A 21,761-nucleotide genomic window follows, 5' to 3' on the forward strand; every position below is an offset into this window, starting at 1 on the left:
GGTGCCGGGTCGCCGGTGGCCGGATGCCGGTGGCCGGTGGCGGCGGGCGGTGGCGGCGGGCGGTGGCGGCCGGTGGCGGCGGGCGGCGGGCGGCGGGCGGTTGGTTTGGGTTATCTGACCGTGTTCTGGGTCGGGGTGGTTTGGGGCTCGGGCTGGGTCTTCTCCGTCTCGGGCTTGGTGGCTGTGCTCCGGAAGCCCGGGATCAGGACGGCCGCGACTGCCACGTGGGTCAGGGCCAGCACCACCTTGCTTCCGGTGGTCGCCTCCACTCCGGCGAAGGGCAGGAACGACACCGCCGTGATCAGAGCCGCCGCTACCGTCCAGATGGTGAGGGCGTGCCTGGTGAAGCGCTCCAAGACTGCGAGTGTCGCCCATCCCAGCAGGCTCGCCGCCGCTGCTACGAAGGCGATCTGGCTCAGCCCGAGATCCATGGCCGGCTGGCCGGGGGAGACCACCACCAGATCGTGCCCGAGCACCGGTTCCCCGATCACCCAGACCAGGACGGTTGCCAGAACCGCACCTACGACCACGATCGCGCGTTTTCCAGCCTGCATCGTCACTCCTCCTCAGAAGACAAACCTTGACTAGGTCGATTGTTGAGGTGCTCAAGCATTTGTGAGCCTAATGTAGATACTTGAGCAACTCAACTATTGAGGCGAAGTATCATCAGGCCATGAGCGACGCCCCCGCCGACGATCAGTTGGTCGTCGAACTGACCGACCTCGTCTTCCTGGCGGCAGGCCGGCTCCGGCAGGGTTTCAATGCGATCGCTGCCGAGCTGGGTCTCACTCCGGCCCAGGCGCTGGCCCTGGTCAACTTGCGGGGCCCGGCTCCCATGCGAGACCTGGCCGACATCCTGAGTTGCGATGCCTCGAACGTGACCGGCATCGTCGACGGCTTGGAGAAGCGGGGCCTGGTCACCCGCCGTCCCGATCCGGCCGATCGGCGAGTGAAACACCTGGTGCTGACCACCGAGGGCAGCCGCCGCCGAGATCAGCTGACCACCGAGGCCAACGCCCGCGCGGAAGCCCTCTTCGCCGCCCTGGGCCCCGACCGAACCCACTTGCGCGACCTACTCGCGGTGGTAGCCGCCCGGCAAGATCCGCAGCCCTGATCCACCCGACCCCGCATCGCGGCATCACAGTGGGCTCACCGCATTCGTGGCTGTCTCGGCCCCTCACCTCGTGTGTGGCCGGTTCGGACCTCTCGCCACATAAGTGGCCGACCTGATCGCTCATCGCGTTTGTGTCTGTCCTGGCCCCTCGCCTCGCGTGTGGCCGACTTGATCGCTCACCGTGTTCGTGGCAGTTCTGGCCCCTCGCCTTGTGTGTGGCTGACCTGACCGCTCATCTCATCCGTGGTCGGCCTGGCCAGTCGTATGGTGGCGGCCTGGTGTCAGCGCAGGGATCGGCGCAGCAGGTTGATCAGGGATTCGGCCGCTGCGGTGGTGTCGAAAGTCGGGTCGGACAGGTTTTCCGCGACTATCGCGTCCAAGGCTCCGTTCACGATCACCGCCGTTACCGACGGGTCCACGTCGGGGCGATAGTCGCCGGCCTCGCGGGCCGCCGTTATCAGGGCGGCCACCGACTGATGGCGGCTCGGGGCGTTCGGAGTGTCGCCTACGGTCGGTGCCTCGCCGATCGCCTCGATGATCATGCGGGTGTGTGTCGGGTTCTCCCGCAGGTAGCCGATCAGAGAACGGATGTACGCCTCCAGCGCCGCCTCACCCAAGGTTGCTTCGCCTGACGTCGCCTCACCCAAGGTTGCTTCCCCTGACGTCGCTTCGCCCAAGGTTGCTTCGCCTGACGTCGCTTCGCCCAGGGGTGCCTCGCTTGGTGCCGCCTCGTTCAGGAGCGCTTCGCCTGACACTGCTTCGTTCGACTCCGCTTTGTCGGACGTCGGCCTGCGGGTGGCCGCTTCTACAGCGGCTCCGACGTGGGCGGTCACGGCGTCGATCACTGAGTCGTAGGCGGCCTGGACCACCGCGTCCTTCGACGGGAAGTGGTACAGGACCGCGGCCTTGGAGATGCCGGCTGCCTCGGCGATCCGGGCCAGCGACGTGCCCGTGTAGTGGTGCCGGGCGATCAACTCGATGGTGACGCTGATGAGCTGGGCTCGGCGGGTCTGTTCAGTGAGCGTGAGTGGCTTGGTGGGCACCGCACCACCGTAGGAGATAACCCCGCGGTTGAAAATTCTACCGATTGGTAAGTAATCTGACCGGATGGTTAGAGAGACGATTCGGAAGATCGGAAACTGGTTCTCCAGGCGCCGTCGCCCGCTCGTCCGGCCGTCCGTGGTGCTCCTGCTGCTGGTGGCCGCGACCGCGTATGCGCTGCGTGACCCGTCTCCGGTGGGTTACTTCACTTCGGGCGCGGCGTACGACCGGTTCCGCGCTGCCTACCAGGCGGCGATGGCCGACATGCCCGTCCCGGACCAGACCCTGGACATCAGAACCGGATACGGCGTCGTGCGGGTCTACCACTTCAAAGGAGCCGGAGCCGGAGCCGGAGCCGGAGCCGGAACCGGAACCGGAGCCGGAGCCGGAACCGGAACCGGAGGCGAGAGGGGAGACGAGGCCGAGGGCGAGAGCCGAAACCAAGCCGAAGCCGGGGCACCGCCGCTCCTGCTGCTCCCCGGGCGCGCCTCGGCCTCACCGGTCTGGGCCGACAACATGCCGACGCTGCTGAAACTGCGCGACGTCTACACGGTCGACCTGCTCGGCGAGCCGGGCCTCAGCGTCCAGCAGCGCCCGATCACCACCGCCGAGGACCACGCGCAGTGGCTGCACGAGGTGCTGATGGCACTGCCCGAACCGAGATTCCACCTGTTCGGACTGTCGATCGGCGGCTGGACCGCGATGAACCTGGCCCTGTACCTACCGGAGAAAGTGGCCGGGGTGATCCTGCTCGACCCGGTGCTGACCTTCGCCGACCTGTCGGTGGGGGCGGTGCTGCGCTCGATCCCGGTGAGTGTCCGCTGGGCGCCACGATCCTGGCGTGACGACTTCGCGAGTTGGACCGCCAACGATGCCCCGGTCGAGGACGTTCCGGTGGCCGACATGATCGAGCAGGGGCTCCAATCGTACAAAATCAAGCTCTCCGCCCCGGCCCGCCCGAACCGCGACCGACTCGCCGGTCTTGCCGTCCCGGCCCTGGTCCTGATGGCCGGCGCCTCCCGGATGCACGACGCCGCCGAGGCCGCCGCATACGCCGGCGAGGTGCTGCCGAACGCCACCGTGAAGACCTACCCGAACGCTTCCCACGCGATCAACGGCGAACACCCGACCGAGATAGCCGCCGACGTGGCAACGTTCATCGGCCCCGGCTGACCCCGCCGGAGTCGGTCCCGGCAGGCCTCGCGGGAGTTGGTCACGGCAGGCTCCGCAGGAGTTGGTCGCGGCTGACCCCGCAGGGGGCCGGTTGTGGTCAACCCCCGCAGGAGACCGGCCCGGCCGACAGTTCCATCAACACCGCGGCCACCCCGAAGTAAGCGCCGAACAACGTCACCAGGACACCGGCGGCAGCCAGCAGGAAGTCCCCGGACCCGAACCGCCGCCCGCGCTCGGCCCGAACTGCCGCCACCACCAGCACCACCGAGACCAGCGCCAGCGCCACGGCGACGATGCCGAGCGGCAGCATGGCTCCCGGAACCGCTGGCCGGGGCGTTCCACAGGACCGAGCCACCGCCGCGGTGTAGCCCTGACCGAGAACGAACAACACGCCGATCGCCACCATCGCCGCGGCCAGCGTCACCAGGGAGCGGCGCCGTCTCACCGATCCGTTCATCGTCACTTCGGTCCTCCCCTGCCGTGGTGGTGTCGACGAGGTGTGCTGCTGCGCGGGGTGGGCGGTTCATGCGGATCTCCGGATTGACAGGGAGGGCACAGCGCGGGCACAAGGGCATCCTCAACTCGGAGGAAATTCTTGGCGTCGTCCCGATGAACTGTTACGAAGGGTGAGTTCTGATGCCTCCCTACCAGCTGTCCCGCCGCTCCTTCGGCGCTGCTCTCGCCGGAGTTGTCGGCCTTGTCGCGCTCGGCGCCTGTGCTGAGGACGCGACGTCAGCGGGGGGATCGACCACGGCCACCGCTGGCAGTGGGCTGTTCGACGACACCCAGGTGCACGACATCGAGTTCACGTTCGAGCAGGCCGACTACGACGCGATGGTCGACGCCTACCTGGAGTCCAGCGACAAGAAGTGGATCGAGGCGACGGTCACCGTCGACGGCTCGACGTTCGAGAAGGCCGGCCTGCGGCTCAAGGGCAACTCGACCCTGCGCGGCCTCACCAAAGCCGGAGCCACAGCGAGCACAGCGAACACGGAGAGCAACAACCGAGGCGGTCCGGGTGGCAGTCTGTCGTCGGACAACCCCCAAGATCTTCCCTGGCTGGTACGTCTGGACAAGTACGTGGACGGCCAGGCCATCGGCGGCTACTCGGAGTTCGTCGTCCGGTCCAACAACTCGGAGTCGGCACTGAACGAGGCGGTCGCCCTGGAACTGCTCGGTGAGACGGGCCTGGCCACCCAGAAGTCGGCGTCCACCCGGCTCAGCGCCAACGGCGGTGCCGAGGTGCTGCGCCTGATCATCGAGAACCCGGCGGACAAGTGGGATGCCGACAACTTCAGCGGCGCCGGCATCCTCTACAAGGCCGAGGCGAACGGCGACTACAGCTACCGGGGCGACACCGCGGAGGACTACGAGGACGTCTTCGATCAGGAATCCGATTCGGACAACGTGAACTTCGCGCCGCTGGCCGCGTTCCTCAAGTTCATCAACGAGTCCGACGACGCCACGTTCGGCTCCGGCCTGGGTGAGCACCTGGACACCGCGGCGTTCGCCACCTATCTGGCGTTCCAGGAGCTGATCAAGAACTCGGACGACATCGACGGGCCGGGCAACAACTCGTACCTGCGGTACACGACCGACAAGGATCAGTTCACCGTGGTCGCGTGGGACCACAACCTGGCGTTCGGCGGCATGGGCGGTGGCGGCGGCAACCGCGGCGGAGGCGGTGACCAGGGTGGGGGCGGTAACCAGGGTGGAGGCGGCAACCCGCCCGCCGGCGCTGGAGGCTACGGCCAGCCGCAAGAAAGAGAAGGGAACAAGGGTGGCGGCGGCCGGATGGGCGGCAAGAGCAACATCCTGGTCACCAGGTTCAACGCCAACACCACGTTCAAGAAGGCGTACGAGAAGGCCCTCACCGATCTGAAGGCCAGCCTTTACACCAGTGGCAAGGCCGAGGAGATCCTGACGGCCCGGGCGGCGGTCCTGACCGCGAAGGCCTCCGACCTGATCAGCGCCGACACGGTGACCAGCGAGTCGGCGAGCATCAAGGCGAACTTCGGCTAGGCGAGGCTGGGCCCCGCTGAGGGATCGCCGTCGACGGCGAGGGTGAGCCGCCCCAGGAAGTCGAGGATGACGGTCTTCTCGGCATCCGGTAGGGCGGCGCACACCTCGTCGATCCGGCTGATGACCGGCGCCCACGCCTCCAGCGACGCCTCCCGGGCGGCTTCGGTCTCGGTGATGGTGACCCGGCGCCGGTCGATGGTGTCACGATGGCGTTCGACGAGACCGGATCGTTCCAGGCGGTCGATCAGCAGGGTCGCCGAGGCGGTCCGGATCCCGAGGGTGTGGGCGAGCTCGGTGGAGCCCATCGGCCCGTTCTGCACGAGAGCCCCGATGGCGGACATGTCGTTGGCGTTCATCCGCATCCGCACCGCCATCTTGCCGACGAGCTCCCGCGAACCGCCGATCATGTCGCGCACGGCCAGGGTGACGGGGTCGAGTCCGTCGTACAGATGGATCAGGTCTTCCCGCATGTGGTTATTTCATCATGCCTTGCAACTTCACCATCAAGTAGTTAGTTTGCCTAGGTGACCTGCCATGACCTGGTCCAGCAGCACGTTCGGTGCCTGCTGGAGGCGCCGTTCCGTGCCGAGGCGGACCGACTGCGGCAGGCCGAGGAGATCACCCGGACCGGCCTGCGGGTCGTCGAGGGTGTGCTGTCGTCGGCCACCGGCTGGGAGTTGCGGGACTGGCTCACCGGCGCGGTGATCCGCCGCGGCGACGACGGCCCGGCCGGGCTGACCCGTGCCCTGAGCGGCCATTACGACGCCGACGACCTGTTCACCGACGTGCCCGAGCCGGCCACGCCGGGGATCCCGCCGTCGCTGGGCCGGGCGATCGAGGAGTGGCTGTTCGCCGCCTCGACCCCGGATCAGGACATCGCCGAGTTCATCGGCTGGCCGGTGGGCGAGGTCCGGGAGCACCGATAAAAGGTGAGGGAGCGCCGACGATCTCCCGCAGTGTGGTCAGGACGGTGCGGACCGCCGCCCGGTGCAGGGTCTCCGGCCGGGTCAGCACGTCGATGTGCCGGACCGCAGGCAGATCCGCCAACGGTCGCAGGACAAGACGAGGATCAGGCGCTGTCGTACGCCCGGGCAACAGCGCCAGCACCGCACCGCCCGCGACCACCGACGCCGCCACGGTGAACTCGTTGATCCGGTGCCGCACGTCCAGCGGCCGCCCGGCCGTCGCCGCGATGGCTGCCAGGATCCCTTCCAGGGGGAATCCGGTGTGCGTGCTGATCCACGGCCAGGCACTGACGTCCACCGCGCGCAGCGGGTCGCGCCCGGCGAGCGGATGGTCGACGGACATCGCGACGTACAACGGCTCGATCATCAAAGGGATGACGGTGAGCCGCTCGGCCGGCCAGGGCGGACTGTGCGCCAGCCGATGGGCGATCACCAGGTCGTAGTCGCCGACCAGGGCCGGGAATTCGGCGTGCGGCACGTCCTCGTCGAAGCAGCGCACCCCGGGCGAGCGGGCGAGCAACGGCGCGAACCAGGAGAGACCGGCACTGTGGTACGCCGCGACGGTCACCGCCGAGTCCTCGTCGTCCAGGTGGTCGCCGACGGCGCGGGCGGCCCGGTCGAGCGCGGCCATCACGTCCACCGCCGCCGCGGCCAGTGCCTCGCCGGCCGGGGTGAGCACCAGCCGCCGCCCGCGGCGCTCGGTCAGTGGCACCCGCGCCGATCGCTGCAGGACGTTGAGCTGCTGGGACACCGCCGACGGTGTGATCCGCACCGCACGGGCCACCGCGGCGACACTGCCACGCTCGCCGAGTTCACGCAGCAACCTCAGGTGATGCGGATCCACAAGTCCTCACTACATCGTCGTTTCACCAGTTGGCGTCTTGTCTACCGTATCGGCGGGCCTCAGGCTTCTGACTGTGCTCGGAGACCTTCTGCTGTTGGCCGTCGCGATCATCTGGGGGAGCAGCTATCTGGCCGCGAAGACCCTGGTGATCGCGGGCGGCGTGCTGCTCGTGCTGGCGTTGCGTTACCTGGTGTCGGCGGCCGTGATGCTGCCGCTGATGCTCCGCCGCCGTCGCCGGATCGGCCGTGGGGAGTTGGGCGTCGGGATCCTGCTCGGCTGCACCCAGGCGTCGGTGCTGGCGCTGGAGACCTACGGGGTGTCGCTGACCAGCGCGACCAACGCCGGTGTGCTGATCAGCCTGACGATCCTGATCACGCCGATCATGCAGGGCGGGCTGCCGCCGCGGTTCTTCGCGGCTGCCGCGACGGCCACCGCGGGCGTGGTTCTTCTGGTGGCCGGACCCGGTCTGCGTACGCCCAATCTCGGCGACCTCCTGATGCTGCTCGCCGCACTGGTCCGCGCGGCGCATGTGACGCTCTCCGGCCGGCTCAGCCGCCCCGAATACGACACCGGTCACGTTGACGACGCTGCAGACCGTGGTCGGCGCCGTGGTCTTCGGCGCCGCCGCGTGGCCGCTGACCACGACCGGTTTCGGTCACGCCGAGTGGGCCGGGGTGCTGTACCTGGCGCTGGGCTGCAGTGTGTTCGCGTTCCTGGTCCAGTTGTGGGCGATCCGCCGCACGTCCGCGGCCCGGGCGAGCCTGCTGCTGGGCACCGAGCCGGTGTGGGCGGTCCTGATCGGAGTCGGACTCGGCGGCGAGCACCTGACCACCCTCGCGGTGGCCGGCATCGTGCTGGTGCTGGCCGGCACGTTCTGGGGTCAGCGGGTGGAACGCGAGGTGCGCGTCTCCAGGGCCCGCACCACAGCAGCCATGTCCGCGGTCCCGTGACCGTCCCGGAGGGCCTCGGCATACAGCTCCCGGCACACCTCCGACAGCGGCGCCGCGACACCTCCGGCGTGCGCCGCGTCGACGATCAGCTGATTGTTGTAGAGCACGTCCCGGATCGAGGCCTGCACCGAGAAGTCGCGTTCCCGTAGCTTGCCGCCCTTGGCCCGGGACACCGTACTGGCCATCGGCCCGGCGTCCAGCACCGCCGACAGTGTTCCCGGATCGAGCCCGTGCTCCCCGGCGAAGTGGAACGCCTCGCACAACGCGGTGACGGTCCCGATCAGGAACGTGTTGACGGCCAGTTTCATCAGCAGCGCCCCGGGCACCGGCCCGCACCGCACGATCTCCCGGCACATCGGCCGCAGCATCCGCTCGACTCCCGGGTCGACGGCATCACCGGCGATCATCACCACCAGGTCGCCGGTCTCCGCCGGGCCGCGCGACCCCGAGACCGGAGCTTCCCGGTACGTTCCACCAGCGCGCGCGACGTCCGCCGCGAGCCCGGCCGAGTAGTCCGGGGCGGTGGTGCCCATGTGCACGAGCGTCCGCCCGCGCACCATCCGCGCGAAGTCTCCGGTTCCGCGCCGCAGCACGGCGTCGACGACCCGGTCGTTCGCCAGCATGACGACAACGGTGTCCGCGCCCCGGAAGACCTCTTCCACGTCGGTGGCGACTGTCGCGCCGGCCGCCCGCAGTGGCTCCGCCCGGTCCGGGGTCCGGTTCCAGACGATCAGTTGTGTTCCGGCCCGGGCCAGGTTGAGCGCCATGGGCTGCCCCATCACCCCGAGGCCGATGAATCCCACCGTCATACCGTCGACGGTACGAACCGTCTCCGCCGGGCGCGGCGTCCAATTCGTGTTTCCCGGCTCTATACCCTTCGATAGAGCGGAACATCGGCCCGGAGCGGGTCGTCCGGCGGGCCGGTGATCGGCAGACTATCCGCCATGGACAGATCCTCCACCCGCGTCTGGCTCCGCCGGCTGGTCATCGCCCTCTCGTTCGTTCCCATGGTTGCCGCCTTGATGCTGCTCGCCATGGGAAGATCAGGCGATCACGGGGTGCTCGGCGAGTGGTACGTGCTGGTCCCGCTGGCCGTGGTGCTGTTCTTCGGCTGGGACATCGTCGAGGCGGCCATCGTGAAGACGTCGGCCACGAAGACCGGTTCGGCTACTGAGACCGGTTCGGCTACTAAGACCGGTTCGGTCACGAAGACCGGTTCGGTCACGAAGACCAGTGAGGAATCCTGATGGTGACAAAACGTGGTCTTCGTTTTCAGGTCGCAGCCGCCGTGCTGGTGGCAGCGCTGTCCGCGCTGGCCTGGTTCGGCTGGCTGGGCTGGGACACCGAGTACCAGTTCGACGCGGCCACCAACTCGTACAGTGGGCCGTACGAAATCTGGCAGGTTGTCGGTTGTGGGTTGTCGCTGGTGATCCTGCTGGTCGGGGCGTTGCTGGCCGGGACGCGTGAGGTGGCGGCGGCGGCCGCGCTGACCGTCGGGTTCACCGTGGCCTGGACCATCGGCGCGGCCCGGACCGACCAGACCGGCCTGTTCGCGGTCGGCGCCGTCATGGTGTTCCTGGGACTGGCGGCGGCCTCCGGCCTGATCGCCGCGATCATGTTCGGCATCCGTGACCGACGGTCACCTGGTGCTGGGTGAAGCCGGCCCTGAGTGAGCCGGCTTCGGACGAGGCCGGCCTCGGGTGAGCGGCGAGGCCGGCCCTGAGAGAGCGGTGAGACCGGCCCTGGGCGCGGCCGGGTGGTGCGGCCTATCGTGGACCGGTGGTCGGCAACCTCGAGACGTTTCAGGGCAAATTGGCGGACAGCGGATTCCCGACGCTGGTCAACCTGCTGGCCGGCCCGGACTTCCGGGCCCGGATGACCACGCGCGACCTCGGGCCGCTGCGACTGGTCTCGCTCGGCACGCCCGCGAGCGCGGTCGTCGGGACGGCGCGTGACGTACCGGACGGCGAGAACCTGGCGGTCAAGGTGATGACCCGGGGCCGGACCCGGATCGAGCAGGGGCACGGTGACGCCGACCTCGGGCCGGCCGACTGGGTGCTGCTCGATCCCACCAGGGCGGTCCGGTTCGAGAGCACCGCCTCGACACACGTCACGATCCTGCTGCCGCGCCGGGAGCTGCGGATCCGGCCGGCACAGATCGACCGGCTGATCGGCGTCCGCATCGACGGCAGGCAGGGCCCGGGAGCCCTGGTGTCGGCGCTGGCCCGGGATTCGGCCCGGTCGATGAGCGGGTTCCGCCCCGGTGACGCGCTGCGATCGGCGGCCGCGGTGGTCGAGCTGATCGCCGTCGCGCTGGAGGCCCGGCTGGGTGCGGAACGATCGGCCCCGGACGAGCGGTTACGTGACCGGATCACCGGCTACATCGAGGCCCGGCTGGCCGATGCCGATCTGTCCCCGGCCGGCATCGCCGCCGCCCACCACATCTCGATACGACGGCTGCACAAGCTGTTCGAGGACCAGCCGCTCACGGTTGCCGCCCTGATCCGCCGTCGCCGCCTGGAGCGCTGCCGGGCCGAGCTGATCGCAAGCGGTCACACGATCACGGCGGTGGCCGCGCGCTGGGGCTTTGTGGACCCGACCCACTTCAGCAAACTCTTCAAGGCGACGTACGGCTATCCCGCCCGTGCACTGATTGACGCCAACCGTGCGCTGACGACCAGGACACCCGGGCCCGGCCCGGAACAGGATGGTGATCACCAAGGCAAGTGGTGACAAGGAGAGCATTCATGGCGAAGGTATCGATCGTCCGGCCCGGTGAAGGCGAGATCCTCGGCAGCGGCCCGGCGCGGGTCCGGATCCTGGAGAACGGCGAGCACACCCAGCACCGGCTGGGATTCGCCGAGATCACCGTTCCGCCGGGTTTCCCGAGCCCGTTGCAGCACCGGCACGCCCAGCACGACGAGGGCTTCTACGTGCTGTCCGGGACGCTCCGGTTCACCATCGGCGAGGACGACCACATCGCCGGGCCCGGCACCTGGGTGATCGTGCCGACCGGGGCGCCGCACACGTTCGCCAACGACGGCGACGAGACGGCGGTCATGCTGAACACGTTCACGCCGGACCTGTACGTGCAGTACTTCCGGGACTTCAAGGCACTGATCGATTCCGGGCAGCCGGTGAACGCCGACACGATGACGCCGCTGTGGAAGCGCTACGGCACCGAGATCTCCGACGAGTACGCCTCGTAGGGTCCGGCAGGTGGCCGCGAGCCCGGGCACCACCAGGTGCCTACGCTGGAGCGATGGACAACCGGGCCGAAGTCAGCGCGTTCCTCAAGTCGCGCCGGGGCAGGATCACTCCGGATCAGGCGGGCGTGCCGTCGTACGGCGAGCGCCGGGTGCCGGGGTTGCGGCGTAGCGAGGTCGCTCAGCTGGCCGGGGTGAGCGCCGAGTACTACACCCGGCTCGAGCGCGGCAATGTGGGCGGTGTCTCCGAGAGCGTCCTGAACGCGCTGGCCGGAGCGCTGCAGCTGGACGAGATCGAACGGGCGCACCTGCGTCATCTGGCGCGGGCGGCGGCCACCCCGGGCTCTCGGGTGGGCCGGCGCGCCGTGGTCCCGTCGGTGCGGCGGTCGGTGCTGCGGCTGATCGAGGGTATGCCCGGAATGCCGGCGTACGTCAGTAACAACCGTCTTGACGTGCTGGCGACCAACGCGCTCGGTCGTGCCCTGATGAGCGATCTGTACGTCGATCCCGCCAGCGAGGAGAACATGGCCCGGTTCACGTTCCTGAACCCGGTTGCCCGGCACTTCTACCTCGACTACGACCGTGTCGCCCGGAGCACCGTCGGGCACTTCCGGGCCGAGGCGGTCAAGAACCCCTGCGACAGCGGGCTGTCGGCCTTGATCGGCGAGTTGACGGCCCGCAGCGACACGTTCCGCGTGTTGTGGGGCGCCCACGACGTGCTCGCCTTCCGTGACGGCAGCAAACGCTTCCGGCACCCGGTCGTGGGTGAGTTCACCCTCGACTTCGAAGCGCTGCCGCTACCGGACGACAGCGGTCTGCAACTGGCGATCTACAACGCCGAGCCGGGTAGTACCGCGGCTGATGCCCTGACCCTGCTCGCCAGGTGGGCCGCGACCACCCGCAGCCCGGCGGACGTCCCGTCAGTCGAGGGCTGACCGGCGCTGGGGGGCCCTGCCGGTACCTGCTACGCCAGGGACTCTCACCCCAGCCGGGTTCCGGGCTTTCCTGGTGGGGCAGGAACGACCACGGCAGATCACGAGGAACATGATCATGAGCAAGACCCCCACCGTCACCTTGAACAACGGCGTCGAGATGCCGCTGCTCGGCTTCGGCGTCTTCCTGATCCCACCGGATGACACCGAGCGAGCCGTCCTCCAGGCGCTCGAAGCCGGCTACCGCTCGATCGACACCGCAGCGGCCTACCAGAACGAGGAAGCCGTCGGGCGCGCGATCGCCGCCAGTGGCATCCCGCGCGACGAGCTGTTCGTCACGACGAAGCTCTGGATCACGGATGCCGGTGACGAACCGGCCCAGCGGGCGATCGGAACGTCGCTACGTAAGCTCGGCCTCGACCAGCTCGACCTGTGCCTGATCCACGTGCCCTACGGGGACTACTACGGCACCTGGCGCGCGCTGGAGGCCGCTCATCGTCAGGGCTCGGTACGTGCCATCGGGGTCTCGAACTTTCACCCCGACCGGCTCACCGACCTGATCGCGCACAACGAGGTCGTCCCAGCCGTCGACCAGGTCGAGACACATCCCTACCTCCAGCGCACCGACGACGAGCAGGCCATGCGCAAGCGCACCGTGCAGATCGAATCCTGGGGGCCGCTGGCGCAGGGGCAGCACAATCTGCTCCAGGATCCGGTTCTCCTGGAACTGGCCCGCACCCACGGCAAGTCCACGGCTCAGGTCGTGCTCCGCTGGCTGACGCAGCGCCGGGTGCCGGCGGTCGTGAAGTCCACCAGGCCCCAGCGCATCCGCGAGAACCTCGCCGTCTTCGACTTCGAGCTCACCGACGCCGAGATGGCGCGGATCGCGGCCCTCGACGGCAGGACCGGACCGACCTTCGACCTCCGCGACGCCGACACCGTCGACTTCACCAACAACATGACGCACTGATGGCGTCCCTCTGAGTCATCCCTGCCGGTGCATCGGTCCCCGTGCGGGATCGGCGGAGCGGCCCGGGTCACCGGGATCGGCTGAAGCGCCGGTGGCACGTCGTTGTCTCAGGGCGGCGATCACCGCCGCCACGGCCGGGTGGGCGGCGGCACCGCGCCGGAAGCCGATGCTGGTGCGCCTGCTGACGGGCAGCGCGGTCAGTCGCACTCCCGCGGGTGGCGTGGTGGCGGCGAGCTCGGGGACCAGGGAGACGCCCTGCCCGGCGGCGACCAGGGCGAGGACGGTGGCGAAGTCGTCCGCGTGGTGCCGGGCCCGCGGGATGAACTCGGCGTCCCGGCAGACCCGCAGGATGGCCTCGTGACACAGGGTGCCCGGCGTGGCCAGGATCCACGGGGTGGACGCGACGCCGGCGACGGAGCCGGTCGCGGTCGACGCGGGTTCAGCCAGATAGACCGTCTCCCGCAGCAGCGGAACGGAGTCCAGGGACGGGTCGGGTTCGGCCGGGGCGATGTCGTAGTCGCTGGTCAGCCCCACGTCCAGACGCCGCTCGCGGAGCGCGGCCGGGACCAGCGCCGGGTCCAACTCGGTGACGGTCAGCTCCAGGGCGGGGTGGTCGTGCCCCAGCGTGACCAGCACCGGCGGCAGCAGGGTGCGCATCACGCTGGGGAACGCGCCGATCCGCACCGGCCCGGCCGGCCCGGATCGGACGGCGGCGAGCGAGGCGCCCGCCTCCTCCAGTGCGGCCAGGACCGTCTCGGTGTGCCGGACCAGGACCTGCCCGGCGGCGGTGAGCGTGACCCGGCGGCCGGTGCGTTCCAGCAGTGCCACCCCGGTCTCCCGCTCCAGGGCGGTGAGCTGCTGGGACACCGCGGAAGCCGTGTAGGACCGGGCGTCGGCGACGGCGGCGATGGTGCCGAGCCGGTGCAGATCGCTGAGCAGCCGGAGCCGGCGGACGTCGAGCATCAGTTCAGCTTACGCTCGACCGTCGAAACGTGAACTGGACCTGATGCTCGACGGCGACCAGGCTGATGGTCATGACACTGAACGGGATCCTGGTACCGCTGATCACGCCTTTCGACACCGACGGCACGGTGGCGCTCGGCGCCCTGGAACGCCTGGCCCACCGGGTTCTCGACGAGGGCGCGGCCGGGCTCGTCGCGCTCGGCACCACCGGTGAGCCGGGTTCGCTGACCGCCGCCGAGCAGGAGGCGGTGGTCGAGGTGACCGCGGCGGTCAGCCGGGAGCGCGGCACGACGCTGCTGGTCGGCGCCCGGCCGGATCTCGTGGCCCGCCCGGAGGTCACGGCCGCCCTCGTCACGGTCCCGGCTTTTGTACGCCCGGGCGAGGCAGGCGTGATCGCCCACTTCGAGACGGTGGCCGCGACGATGCCGGTGGTGATCTACCACGTCCCGTACCGGACCGGTCAGCAATTGTCGGCGCAGACGCTGCTGCGTCTGGCCGCGATCCCCGGCGTGATCGGCATGAAGTACTCGGCCGGCGCGATCGACGAGACGACGGCCGCCCTGGTTGCCGGCATGCCGGACGGTTTCGCCCTGCTCGGCGGCGACGACGCGGTCCTGTCCCCACTGCTGGCGATCGGCGCACACGGCGGCATAGCGGCCTCGGCAAACGTGGACGCCAGGTCCTTCGTGGATCTGCACACCGCCTGGCGAGACGGCGACATCGAGCGCGCACGCACACTCGGCAACCGCCTCACCGCCCTGTCCCGGTCCCTGTTCGCCGAGCCCAACCCCACAGTGATCAAGGGGACACTGCACGATCAAGAGCACATTCCGACCACGTCGGTACGCCTACCCCTGCTCCCCGCGGCCCCGGCCTCGATCCGTCACGCCCTGGACCGCCTGACGCTCAGCGGCTCTGCCCGAGGAACCCGGTGATGGTGCCGCGGACCGACGGATCCTGTTCCGTGGCCAGGTGATCGGTGAGGACCTCGCGCAAGTGCGGGCTCAGCGATCGTCCGTCGCGGTGGTGGTGGGTCATCAGGATCGCGGCGAGTGACCGGAGTTCCGGATCCCGGTCGGCGAGCGCCACCGGCAGGAGATCCCGTCCGGCGTCACCCTGTGCGCCCAGCGCGCGCAGGATCGCCCCACGGACGACGGCGTTCGGTTCCGCCGGATACACCTCGGCGAGCGTGCCCGGAAGCGACCGGCCCCCAGTGGGATACGTGATGAACGTGCAGGCAGCCGCCCGCCGGCGTGCCACATCGGGATCGGTGGCCAGGGTGGTCACCAGTTCCGTCTCGTCCCCGGCCATCTGATCGGTGAACCAGGTCAGATCACGGTGCCCGGTCAGGACGAAGTCGAGCCACCGCTCGTACCAGGCCAGGAAATCCGTGTCGACGATCAGCGTGATCGAGCAGAAGCGGCGACTCGTGAACCGGCGGAACTCCTCGGGCAACCGGATGCCGCAGCGGTCCTCGAAGGCGGTGACCTGGTGCTCGGTCAGTGGTGGTCCGAGGGTTTCGGGCAGGGTTGTGAGTTTGGTCTGGATCCTGGTGATCCGGTCGTCCACGGGAACTTCTTGTCATGGGTGAGCAGACGGTGGAAGCCGTCAGAGTACAAGTTTCATCCGCGGCGCCGACGTCATGGTGAAGCCCAGTTTTGTGTAGAGGGGCCGGGCGTCGCGGGTGGCGCTCAGGTCGACGCGGTCGGCGGCTATGGAGCGGGCCCAGTTCAGCACGTCCAGGATGATGGTGGTGGCGAAGCCGTTGCCGCGGTGGCAGGGCACGGTGATCACGTTCATCAGGCGGACGGTGCGGCCCTTCACGCAGTGCGGGTTCGGCACACCGACCTCCAGGGTGCCGATGGCGGTGGCCACGATCGTGCCACCGACCTCGATCACCGGGAAGCGGGCGTTGTCGGCGTCGTCGACGAGGCGGGTGAACCAGCCGGCCGCGTGGTGCCGCCACGGCTCCCGGGTGGCGGTGACCGCCTCGCCGAACAGCAGGGCCCAGAGCTGGACCAGCTCACCGCAGTCCTCGGGGGTGGCGGCCCGCAGACGGCCGTCGACAACGCTTGACACGCCGACATGCTGACACGTCCCGGTTGCCGGCCGTTCACCGGCCCAGGATGACGTCCAGACCCCGCGCGAACAGGGTGTCCTCGGACCACCGCCCGGTATCCAGATGACCGGATTCGACCAGCGTCGGATAGGCGCCCTGGTCCGCGGTGACGTGGTCGCGGGCCGAGGCCGTCGGGACGTCCCGCCAGGCGGTCTCGGTGACGGCCGCCGATCACGTAGTTGGCCAGCAGCCGGGTCGTCACCGCCAGCCGCTCGCCGGTGAATCCGCCCCGGACCAGGCAGGACTGCAGGAACTCGGTGCGTGCGAGAACGTTCGGCCCCAGCATCGGCCGGCCGATCAGGGCGGGCACCCACGGGTGGGCGAGCATCGCGGCCCGCCACCCGAGCAGCAGCGCCACCACGTCGGAGCGCCAGGCGGCACTCACCGCCGGGATCGCCACCTCACCGAAGACCTCGTCGACGGCCAGATCCAGAACATCGTCCCTGGTACGTACGTGCCAGTACAGCGCCGTCGAGATTCAACTGGACAGTGATCATGCGGCCGCCCGCCGCGTGATGGCCCTGCACCTGGCGGGGCGGGTGCACCGGGAGTCGGTCGAGGCGGCGCGGGCCGAGGTCTGGCGGCACGGGCGGACCCCGGCCGGGGAGCCGGTTTTTGTCGGGGTCAGCAACGGGGAGCCGGTGCGGCTGCTCTACGACGTCGAGGTCCATCTGGGGGAGTGACTGCCGGAAACGGGGTTCGCGGGACCACCGCGTCCGGCCCGGCGGTCGCGGGTCGGTCCCGAGAGGGGACCGCCTCGCGTGGTCGATGCGGGACCGTTTCGGTGGAGCGTACAAAAGTGTGGAAAGATTGGATTTAACAGGGATTTGCAACGGAATCCCTTGCCCAATGCGGTGGTGGCTACCAATATTGCTGGGATGGAGCTGATCCGGGGAGCGGGGTATTCGTCGCCGGCGCGTGTCGGCGCGCCGGTTCGGGCGTCGCTGACGGTGGGGCTGGTGCAGCATCGGTGGCGGGAGGATGCTGCTGAGCTGCGGGAAGTCCTGTTCGCGGGCATCGGGGCGGCTGCTGGGGCGGGGGCTTCGGTGGTGTTCCTGCCGGAGCTGACGCTGTCGCGGTACCCGGCGTTCGCGTTGCCGGCCGGGAAGCCGGTCGAGCAGGCCGAGGATCTGGCTGATGGGCCGACGCTGGCGTTCGCGGCGGCCGCGGCCCGGGAGTTCGGGGTCGCGGTGCACGCTTCGTTGTACGAGCGAGTGGATCTCGGGGACGGGCTCGGGTACAACACCGCGATATTGATGGACAAGTCCGGAAATCTGGTGGGGAAGACTCGGAAGACGCATATTCCGGTAACCGAGGGATACGTCGAGGACCACTATTTTCGTCCCGGCCCGGCAGACGACGCCTATCCCGTGCACCGATTCGGAGATGTCGGGATCGGGCTGCCGACCTGCTGGGACGAATGGTTCCCCGAGGTCGCCCGCTGCTACGCCCTGGCCGGCGCCGACGTCCTCGCCTATCCGACCGCGATCGGCTCCGAACCGGACCACCCCGACTTCGACACCCAGCCGCTGTGGCAGCAGGTCATCGTCGGGCACGCGATCGCCAACGGTCTCTTCATCGTCGTCCCGAACCGCACCGGCGACGAGGGCCGGATCAGCTTCTACGGCTCGTCGTTCATCGTCGACCCGTACGGCCGGATCCTCGCCCGCGCGCCCCGCGACGAGGAGGCGGTCCTGGTCGCGGACCTCGATCTGAACCAGGGCAGAGACTGGCTGGAGCTGTTCCCGTTCCTGCGCACGCGCCGCCCGGACACCTACGGCGGCCTGACATGACGCGCCGGCACCTGCGGTGGCCTGATATGACGTGGCGGATGCCGGCCGAGACCGAGCCGCACACCTGTACCTGGATGGCCTGGCCGTCCTCCGGTTACACCGACGGCGACACCGCCCGCGAGGCGTGGGCGTCGGTGGCCCTCGCGGTCGCCGAGTTCGAGCCGGTCCGGCTGGTCGTCGACCCGTCCGCGGTCGCCGACGCCCGGCGCTGGCTCGGTGGCGCCGTCGAGTACTTCGAGACGCCGCTGGACGACGCCTGGATGCGCGACATCGGGCCCACGTTCGTCGTCGGCCCGGCCGGGCTCGGCGCGGTGGACTGGGTGTTCAACGGCTGGGGCGGGCAGAGCTGGGCCACCTGGGACAAGGACGCGGAAGTCGCCCGGCAGGTCGCGGAGTGGGCGGGCGCCACGCTCGTCGGCTCGGCGCTGGTCAACGAGGGCGGCGGGATCCACGTCGACGGGCACGGGACCGTGCTGGTGACCGAAACCGTTCAGTTGGATCCGGGGCGTAACCCGGGGTGGTCCCGCAGCGATGTGGAGGCCGAGCTGCGGCGGACCCTGGGTGTGCACGAGGTGGTGTGGCTGCCCCGTGGACTGACCCGTGATTATGAGGAGTTCGGGACGCGCGGTCATGTCGACATCGTGGCGACGATGATCGCCCCGGGGAGGGTGCTGATCCACGCGCAGCCCGACCCGCGGCACCCGGATTTCTCCGTGATCGAGGCGATGAAGGCGACATTTCCGCGAACCTGGGAACTGATCGACCTCCCGGCGCCGGAGAACCTCACCGACGACTTCGGCCCAGTTGATCATTCGTACGTGAACCACCTAGTCTGCAACGCCGGTGTCGTCGCCGGCACGTTCGACGATCCCCGGGACGCCGCGGCACTCGACATCCTGGCCGCCGCCTACCCCGGCCGCCGGGTGATCGGCATCGACGCCCGTGCGATCTTCGCCCTCGGCGGCGGCATCCACTGCATCACCCAGCAGGAACCCCGCGTCACCCAGCAGGAACCCGCAGTATCAGGAGGAAGACCGTGACCGATTTCGACGTCGTGGTGGTCGGTGCCGGTGTCACCGGGCTGACCGTCGCCAACCGCCTGCACGCCGCCGGTAAGAGCGTGCTCGTCCTGGAGGCCCGCGACCGGGTCGGCGGCCGGCTGCTCACCGAGGACATCGAGGGCGTCCGCCTGGAGGTCGGCGGCCAGTGGGTCTCCCCGGACCAGACCGCCCTGCTGGCGCTGATCGACGAACTCGGCCTGGAGATGTACTCCCGCTACCGCGCCGGCGAGTCGGTCTACATCGGCGCCGACGGGGTGCGGCGCACGTTCGAGGGCGAGCAGTTCCCGGTGCCGGCGACCACCGAGGCCGAGATGGAACGCCTCACCAAGGAACTCGACCGCCTCGCTGCCGCGATGGACCCGCTCGCCCCGTGGGAGCACCCGGACGCCGACGAACTGGACCGGATCTCGTTCGCGACCTGGCTCGCCGCGCAGACCGACGACGCCGAGGCCCGCGACAACATCGGCCTCTACATCGGCCCGGCGATGCTGACCAAGCCGGCACACTCGTTCTCGGCGCTGTCGGCGGTGCTGATGGCGGCGTCGGCGGGCGGGTTCAGCAACCTGGTCGACGCCGATTTCATCCTGGACCGGCGGGTCGTCGGCGGACTGCAGCGGGTGCCGCTGGCGCTCGCCGCCCGGCTCCCCGAGGGCACCGTGCACCTGTCCGAGGCGGTCACCACAATCGAATGGGATGCCGACGGCGGCACCGTTTTCACCGGCCGGGGCAGCTATTCCGGCCGCCGGATCCTGATGGCCGTCCCGCCGACGCTCGTCAACCGGGTGCAGTACATTCCGGCACTGCCGCCGGTGCAGGCCCAGATGCGCCAGCACATCTCGTTCGGGCTCGTGGTGAAACTGCACATCACCTACGACACCCCTTTCTGGCGTACGAACGGACTGTCCGGAACCGCGTTCAGCCCGTACGCGCTGGTGCACGAGGCGTACGACAACACCAACGAGGACATCGACGGCGAAACCCGCGGCACCCTCGTCGGTTTCGTCTCCGACGTGAAGGCCGACGGCATCCTGGCCCTGTCCCCGGAGGCCCGCAAACAGGCGGTGCTGGAATCGCTTGCCGCCTATTACGGCCCGGAGGCACTGAACCCGGTCGGGTATTACGAGAGCCCGTGGATGGCCGACGAATGGACGGTCGGCGCCTTCGGGACCAGCTTCGACATCGGCTCGCTGACCCGGTACGGCAGCCACCTGCGCCAGGAGGTGGGCCCGCTCTCGTTCGCCAGCAGCGACATCGCCGGGCTCGGTTTCCAGCACGTCGACGGAGCGATCCGAATGGGAGAGGCGATCTTCCGGCGGTACGCGTGACAAACGGCGGTTCAGGGCCGCAGGGCGTACCGGAAATCCTGGTAGGTCCGTTCGATCTCGCCCTCGTGACTGGCGACGAGGCGGGCGTTCGGGCGGGTCGGTAACAGGGCGATCAGCCGGTCGTAGAGTTCGCCGATCTCGGCCGGGGCCGCACCGTCGCGGTCGGCGCAGCGGCGGAGGGCGTTCTCGCGGGTGTCGGTCAGGACCACCTCGTGGAACGTGCATCCCAGTTCGGCGGCGAGCGCCTCGGCCTGCTCGATGAACGCGGGACGGGCCAGCAGTTGCGGGATCACCACGTCGTACCCGCTGAGCAGATGTGTCCTGGCGGCGGCGAGCGCGATGTCGCGGGCGAGCAGCCCGGCCGGCCCGGGCTGCTCGCGCCAGCCGCCGATCAGGTCACGGATCCGGTCGACGTCCAGCGTCAGGGCGAGCGGATGCCGCTCGGCGAACATCCGGGCGATCGCCGACTTGCCGCACGCCGCGGGCCCGTTCAGCAGGATGAGCCTGGCCATCCCGGCATGGTAGAACGCGCCGGGCCCCGTGGGGGCCCGGCGCGTTCACCAGATCAAGATCAGGAGCGGGTCGCCAGCGTACGCCCGGCGACGGCACACGCCTCGTGGGCCGACTGGCGCATCTCGGCCGCGAGGTCCTTGAACGAGTCCAGCGCCGGGTTGACCCCGACCAGGGTGAACTCGCGCTCGATCAGGGTGAGGTCGGCGCCCCAGATGTCGGCGACGATGCGGCGCAGGAAGTCGGTGTTGTGGTCCCAGCCCTCACGCGGGGTGCCCGGGCCGTACGCGCCGCCACGGGTGGTGAGGACGACGGCCGGCTTGCCCTCGAGGAGCTTCTCGCCGCTCTCGCCACCGGCGATGGCCAGGTCCATCCAGGTCTTGGCGTGCTGGGAGACGCCGTAGTTGTAGAACGGGAGGGCGAGGATCACCGCGTCGGCGGCGCGCAGCTCGTCGGCCAGCTCGGTGGCCAGCGCGACCGCGCTGTTGTGGGCGTCACTGCGCTGGTCGACGGGGACGTAGGCGGCCTGGATGGCGGTGGCCCAGGCGTCCGCGGGCAGCGGGTCGGCGCCGAGGTGGCGGCGCTTGATCTCCGCGCCGCCGAGCTCCTTCTCCACCAGGTCGGCGAGTTCGGTGCTCGCGGAGTTGGGGCCGAGGATGCTCGCGTCGATACGCAGGATGGCCATGGGGATCCCTTCGTTTTGAATGTTCAACACGAGACTGCCACGTCTGGTGTTGAACATTCAAGTAGGGAATCCAGTAGTCTTTCCATCC

Annotated in this window: 28 protein-coding genes and 2 pseudogenes; 17 read left to right on the forward strand and 13 right to left on the reverse strand. The window is 69.4% G+C overall.

The features are described 5' to 3' along the window. Positions 1–110: 110 nt before the first annotated feature. A complete protein-coding gene (locus Aco03nite_RS40730; RefSeq protein ID WP_203806243.1) occupies positions 111–554 on the reverse strand; it encodes a DUF6069 family protein in 444 nt (147 codons plus the stop codon). A 119-nt stretch (positions 555–673) separates the two neighbouring features. Between Aco03nite_RS40730 and Aco03nite_RS40735 the strand changes: the two genes are divergently transcribed. Then, positions 674–1,114 carry a MarR family winged helix-turn-helix transcriptional regulator gene (locus tag Aco03nite_RS40735; protein WP_203806244.1) on the forward strand — a complete coding sequence of 147 codons (441 nt, stop codon included), beginning with the start codon at positions 674–676 and terminating at the stop codon, positions 1,112–1,114. A gap of 281 nt (positions 1,115–1,395) precedes the next feature. Here Aco03nite_RS40735 and Aco03nite_RS53600 read toward each other — a convergent pair whose 3' ends face one another. Continuing rightward, a complete protein-coding gene (locus tag Aco03nite_RS53600; protein WP_239145854.1) occupies positions 1,396–2,157 on the reverse strand; it encodes a TetR/AcrR family transcriptional regulator in 762 nt (253 codons plus the stop codon). 64 nt (positions 2,158–2,221) lie between these two features. On the opposite strand from Aco03nite_RS53600, the gene Aco03nite_RS40745 reads away from it, so the two are divergent. Continuing rightward, complete coding sequence (locus Aco03nite_RS40745) at positions 2,222–3,328, forward strand: alpha/beta fold hydrolase (RefSeq protein ID WP_239145855.1); 1,107 nt, start codon at positions 2,222–2,224, stop codon at positions 3,326–3,328. 97 nt (positions 3,329–3,425) lie between these two features. Here Aco03nite_RS40745 and Aco03nite_RS40750 read toward each other — a convergent pair whose 3' ends face one another. Beyond that, complete coding sequence (locus Aco03nite_RS40750; RefSeq protein WP_203806246.1) at positions 3,426–3,773, reverse strand: hypothetical protein; 348 nt, start codon at positions 3,771–3,773, stop codon at positions 3,426–3,428. Positions 3,774–3,964: 191 nt separating this feature from the next. On the opposite strand from Aco03nite_RS40750, the gene Aco03nite_RS40755 reads away from it, so the two are divergent. Then, positions 3,965–5,350, forward strand: a complete 1,386-nt coding sequence (locus Aco03nite_RS40755; protein ID WP_203806248.1) for a CotH kinase family protein — start codon at positions 3,965–3,967, stop codon at positions 5,348–5,350. Here the strand turns inward: Aco03nite_RS40755 and Aco03nite_RS40760 are convergent. Next, the gene (locus tag Aco03nite_RS40760; protein ID WP_203806250.1) at positions 5,347–5,820 is read right to left on the reverse strand and encodes a MarR family winged helix-turn-helix transcriptional regulator; all 474 of its coding nucleotides are present in this window, start codon (positions 5,818–5,820) and stop codon (positions 5,347–5,349) included. The two genes, Aco03nite_RS40755 and Aco03nite_RS40760, sit on opposite strands and share 4 nt — an antisense overlap. A gap of 54 nt (positions 5,821–5,874) precedes the next feature. On the opposite strand from Aco03nite_RS40760, the gene Aco03nite_RS40765 reads away from it, so the two are divergent. Continuing rightward, the gene (locus Aco03nite_RS40765; RefSeq protein WP_203806252.1) at positions 5,875–6,276 is read left to right on the forward strand and encodes a hypothetical protein; all 402 of its coding nucleotides are present in this window, start codon (positions 5,875–5,877) and stop codon (positions 6,274–6,276) included. Here Aco03nite_RS40765 and Aco03nite_RS40770 read toward each other — a convergent pair. Further along, positions 6,236–7,138 (reverse strand): LysR family transcriptional regulator, encoded by a 903-nt coding sequence (locus Aco03nite_RS40770; protein ID WP_239145856.1) that lies wholly within the window; start codon positions 7,136–7,138, stop codon positions 6,236–6,238. The two genes, Aco03nite_RS40765 and Aco03nite_RS40770, sit on opposite strands and share 41 nt — an antisense overlap. Before the next feature lie 94 nt (positions 7,139–7,232). Between Aco03nite_RS40770 and Aco03nite_RS53605 the strand changes: the two are divergent. After that, a pseudogene (locus tag Aco03nite_RS53605) lies at positions 7,233–7,493 on the forward strand (EamA family transporter); the annotation flags it as partial. Here the strand turns inward: Aco03nite_RS53605 and Aco03nite_RS53610 are convergent. Next, on the reverse strand, positions 7,469–7,639 hold the full coding sequence (locus tag Aco03nite_RS53610; RefSeq protein WP_239145857.1) for a hypothetical protein: 171 nt from the start codon (positions 7,637–7,639) through the stop codon (positions 7,469–7,471). The pseudogene Aco03nite_RS53605 and the gene Aco03nite_RS53610 sit on opposite strands and share 25 nt — an antisense overlap. 98 nt (positions 7,640–7,737) lie before the next feature. Between Aco03nite_RS53610 and Aco03nite_RS53615 the strand changes: the two genes are divergently transcribed. Further along, positions 7,738–8,109 carry a DMT family transporter gene (locus Aco03nite_RS53615; RefSeq protein WP_239145858.1) on the forward strand — a complete coding sequence of 124 codons (372 nt, stop codon included), beginning with the start codon at positions 7,738–7,740 and terminating at the stop codon, positions 8,107–8,109. Here the strand turns inward: Aco03nite_RS53615 and Aco03nite_RS40780 are convergent. Beyond that, positions 8,040–8,918 carry an NAD(P)-dependent oxidoreductase gene (locus Aco03nite_RS40780; protein ID WP_239145859.1) on the reverse strand — a complete coding sequence of 293 codons (879 nt, stop codon included), beginning with the start codon at positions 8,916–8,918 and terminating at the stop codon, positions 8,040–8,042. The two genes, Aco03nite_RS53615 and Aco03nite_RS40780, sit on opposite strands and share 70 nt — an antisense overlap. A 135-nt stretch (positions 8,919–9,053) precedes the next feature. On the opposite strand from Aco03nite_RS40780, the gene Aco03nite_RS40785 reads away from it, so the two are divergent. The 6 genes from Aco03nite_RS40785 (at position 9,054) to Aco03nite_RS40810 (ending at position 13,217) form a co-directional block, all read left to right on the forward strand. Continuing rightward, entirely contained in the window at positions 9,054–9,356 is a 303-nt protein-coding gene (locus tag Aco03nite_RS40785; protein ID WP_203806256.1) for a hypothetical protein, read from the forward strand. After that, the gene (locus Aco03nite_RS40790; protein ID WP_203806258.1) at positions 9,356–9,766 is read left to right on the forward strand and encodes a hypothetical protein; all 411 of its coding nucleotides are present in this window, start codon (positions 9,356–9,358) and stop codon (positions 9,764–9,766) included. The genes Aco03nite_RS40785 and Aco03nite_RS40790 overlap by 1 nt, the downstream gene beginning before the upstream one ends. A gap of 122 nt (positions 9,767–9,888) precedes the next feature. Continuing rightward, positions 9,889–10,842 (forward strand): AraC-like ligand-binding domain-containing protein, encoded by a 954-nt coding sequence (locus tag Aco03nite_RS40795; RefSeq protein ID WP_203806261.1) that lies wholly within the window; start codon positions 9,889–9,891, stop codon positions 10,840–10,842. A 14-nt stretch (positions 10,843–10,856) separates the two neighbouring features. Further along, a complete protein-coding gene (locus Aco03nite_RS40800; protein WP_203806263.1) occupies positions 10,857–11,318 on the forward strand; it encodes a cupin domain-containing protein in 462 nt (153 codons plus the stop codon). Positions 11,319–11,371: 53 nt separating this feature from the next. Continuing rightward, on the forward strand, positions 11,372–12,250 hold the full coding sequence (locus tag Aco03nite_RS40805) for a helix-turn-helix transcriptional regulator (protein WP_203806265.1): 879 nt from the start codon (positions 11,372–11,374) through the stop codon (positions 12,248–12,250). A gap of 115 nt (positions 12,251–12,365) precedes the next feature. Next, positions 12,366–13,217 (forward strand): aldo/keto reductase, encoded by an 852-nt coding sequence (locus Aco03nite_RS40810; RefSeq protein WP_203806267.1) that lies wholly within the window; start codon positions 12,366–12,368, stop codon positions 13,215–13,217. A gap of 15 nt (positions 13,218–13,232) precedes the next feature. Here Aco03nite_RS40810 and Aco03nite_RS40815 read toward each other — a convergent pair whose 3' ends face one another. Further along, on the reverse strand, positions 13,233–14,180 hold the full coding sequence (locus tag Aco03nite_RS40815) for a LysR family transcriptional regulator (protein ID WP_203806270.1): 948 nt from the start codon (positions 14,178–14,180) through the stop codon (positions 13,233–13,235). Between the two features lie 71 nt (positions 14,181–14,251). On the opposite strand from Aco03nite_RS40815, the gene Aco03nite_RS40820 reads away from it, so the two are divergent. Further along, a complete protein-coding gene (locus Aco03nite_RS40820; protein WP_203806272.1) occupies positions 14,252–15,115 on the forward strand; it encodes a dihydrodipicolinate synthase family protein in 864 nt (287 codons plus the stop codon). Here the strand turns inward: Aco03nite_RS40820 and Aco03nite_RS40825 are convergent. From Aco03nite_RS40825 to Aco03nite_RS54875, 3 genes and pseudogenes are all read right to left on the reverse strand, one after another. Then, positions 15,087–15,749 carry an SMI1/KNR4 family protein gene (locus Aco03nite_RS40825; protein WP_203806274.1) on the reverse strand — a complete coding sequence of 221 codons (663 nt, stop codon included), beginning with the start codon at positions 15,747–15,749 and terminating at the stop codon, positions 15,087–15,089. The genes Aco03nite_RS40820 and Aco03nite_RS40825 overlap by 29 nt on opposite strands. Positions 15,750–15,788: 39 nt before the next feature. Next, entirely contained in the window at positions 15,789–16,259 is a 471-nt protein-coding gene (locus Aco03nite_RS40830) for a GNAT family N-acetyltransferase (RefSeq protein WP_203806276.1), read from the reverse strand. 266 nt (positions 16,260–16,525) lie between these two features. Beyond that, positions 16,526–16,627 (reverse strand): annotated as a pseudogene (locus Aco03nite_RS54875) (TetR/AcrR family transcriptional regulator); the annotation flags it as partial. Between the two features lie 187 nt (positions 16,628–16,814). Here Aco03nite_RS54875 and Aco03nite_RS40840 point away from each other — a divergent pair. The 4 genes from Aco03nite_RS40840 to Aco03nite_RS40855 all read left to right on the forward strand — a co-directional run bounded on the left by Aco03nite_RS40840 (position 16,815) and on the right by Aco03nite_RS40855 (position 20,478). After that, positions 16,815–16,982, forward strand: coding sequence for a hypothetical protein (locus Aco03nite_RS40840; protein WP_239145860.1), 168 nt, complete (start codon positions 16,815–16,817; stop codon positions 16,980–16,982). A 195-nt stretch (positions 16,983–17,177) separates the two neighbouring features. Next, on the forward strand, positions 17,178–18,092 hold the full coding sequence (locus Aco03nite_RS40845; protein WP_203806282.1) for a nitrilase-related carbon-nitrogen hydrolase: 915 nt from the start codon (positions 17,178–17,180) through the stop codon (positions 18,090–18,092). Positions 18,093–18,118: 26 nt separating this feature from the next. After that, positions 18,119–19,132, forward strand: coding sequence for an agmatine deiminase family protein (locus Aco03nite_RS40850; protein WP_203806284.1), 1,014 nt, complete (start codon positions 18,119–18,121; stop codon positions 19,130–19,132). Beyond that, the gene (locus tag Aco03nite_RS40855) at positions 19,129–20,478 is read left to right on the forward strand and encodes a flavin monoamine oxidase family protein (RefSeq protein WP_239145861.1); all 1,350 of its coding nucleotides are present in this window, start codon (positions 19,129–19,131) and stop codon (positions 20,476–20,478) included. The genes Aco03nite_RS40850 and Aco03nite_RS40855 overlap by 4 nt, the downstream gene beginning before the upstream one ends. A gap of 11 nt (positions 20,479–20,489) precedes the next feature. Here the strand turns inward: Aco03nite_RS40855 and Aco03nite_RS40860 are convergent, their stop codons facing one another. Together Aco03nite_RS40860 and Aco03nite_RS40865 are read right to left on the reverse strand one after the other, a co-directional pair. Continuing rightward, entirely contained in the window at positions 20,490–20,990 is a 501-nt protein-coding gene (locus tag Aco03nite_RS40860; RefSeq protein ID WP_203806286.1) for a P-loop nucleotide/nucleoside kinase family protein, read from the reverse strand. A 59-nt stretch (positions 20,991–21,049) separates the two neighbouring features. Then, entirely contained in the window at positions 21,050–21,673 is a 624-nt protein-coding gene (locus Aco03nite_RS40865; protein WP_203806289.1) for an FMN-dependent NADH-azoreductase, read from the reverse strand. Between the last annotated feature and the right edge of the window lie 88 nt (positions 21,674–21,761).

The sequence above is a fragment of the Actinoplanes couchii genome, from assembly GCF_016862075.1.
In the GTDB taxonomy this organism is placed as follows: Bacteria; Actinomycetota; Actinomycetes; order Mycobacteriales; family Micromonosporaceae; genus Actinoplanes; species Actinoplanes couchii.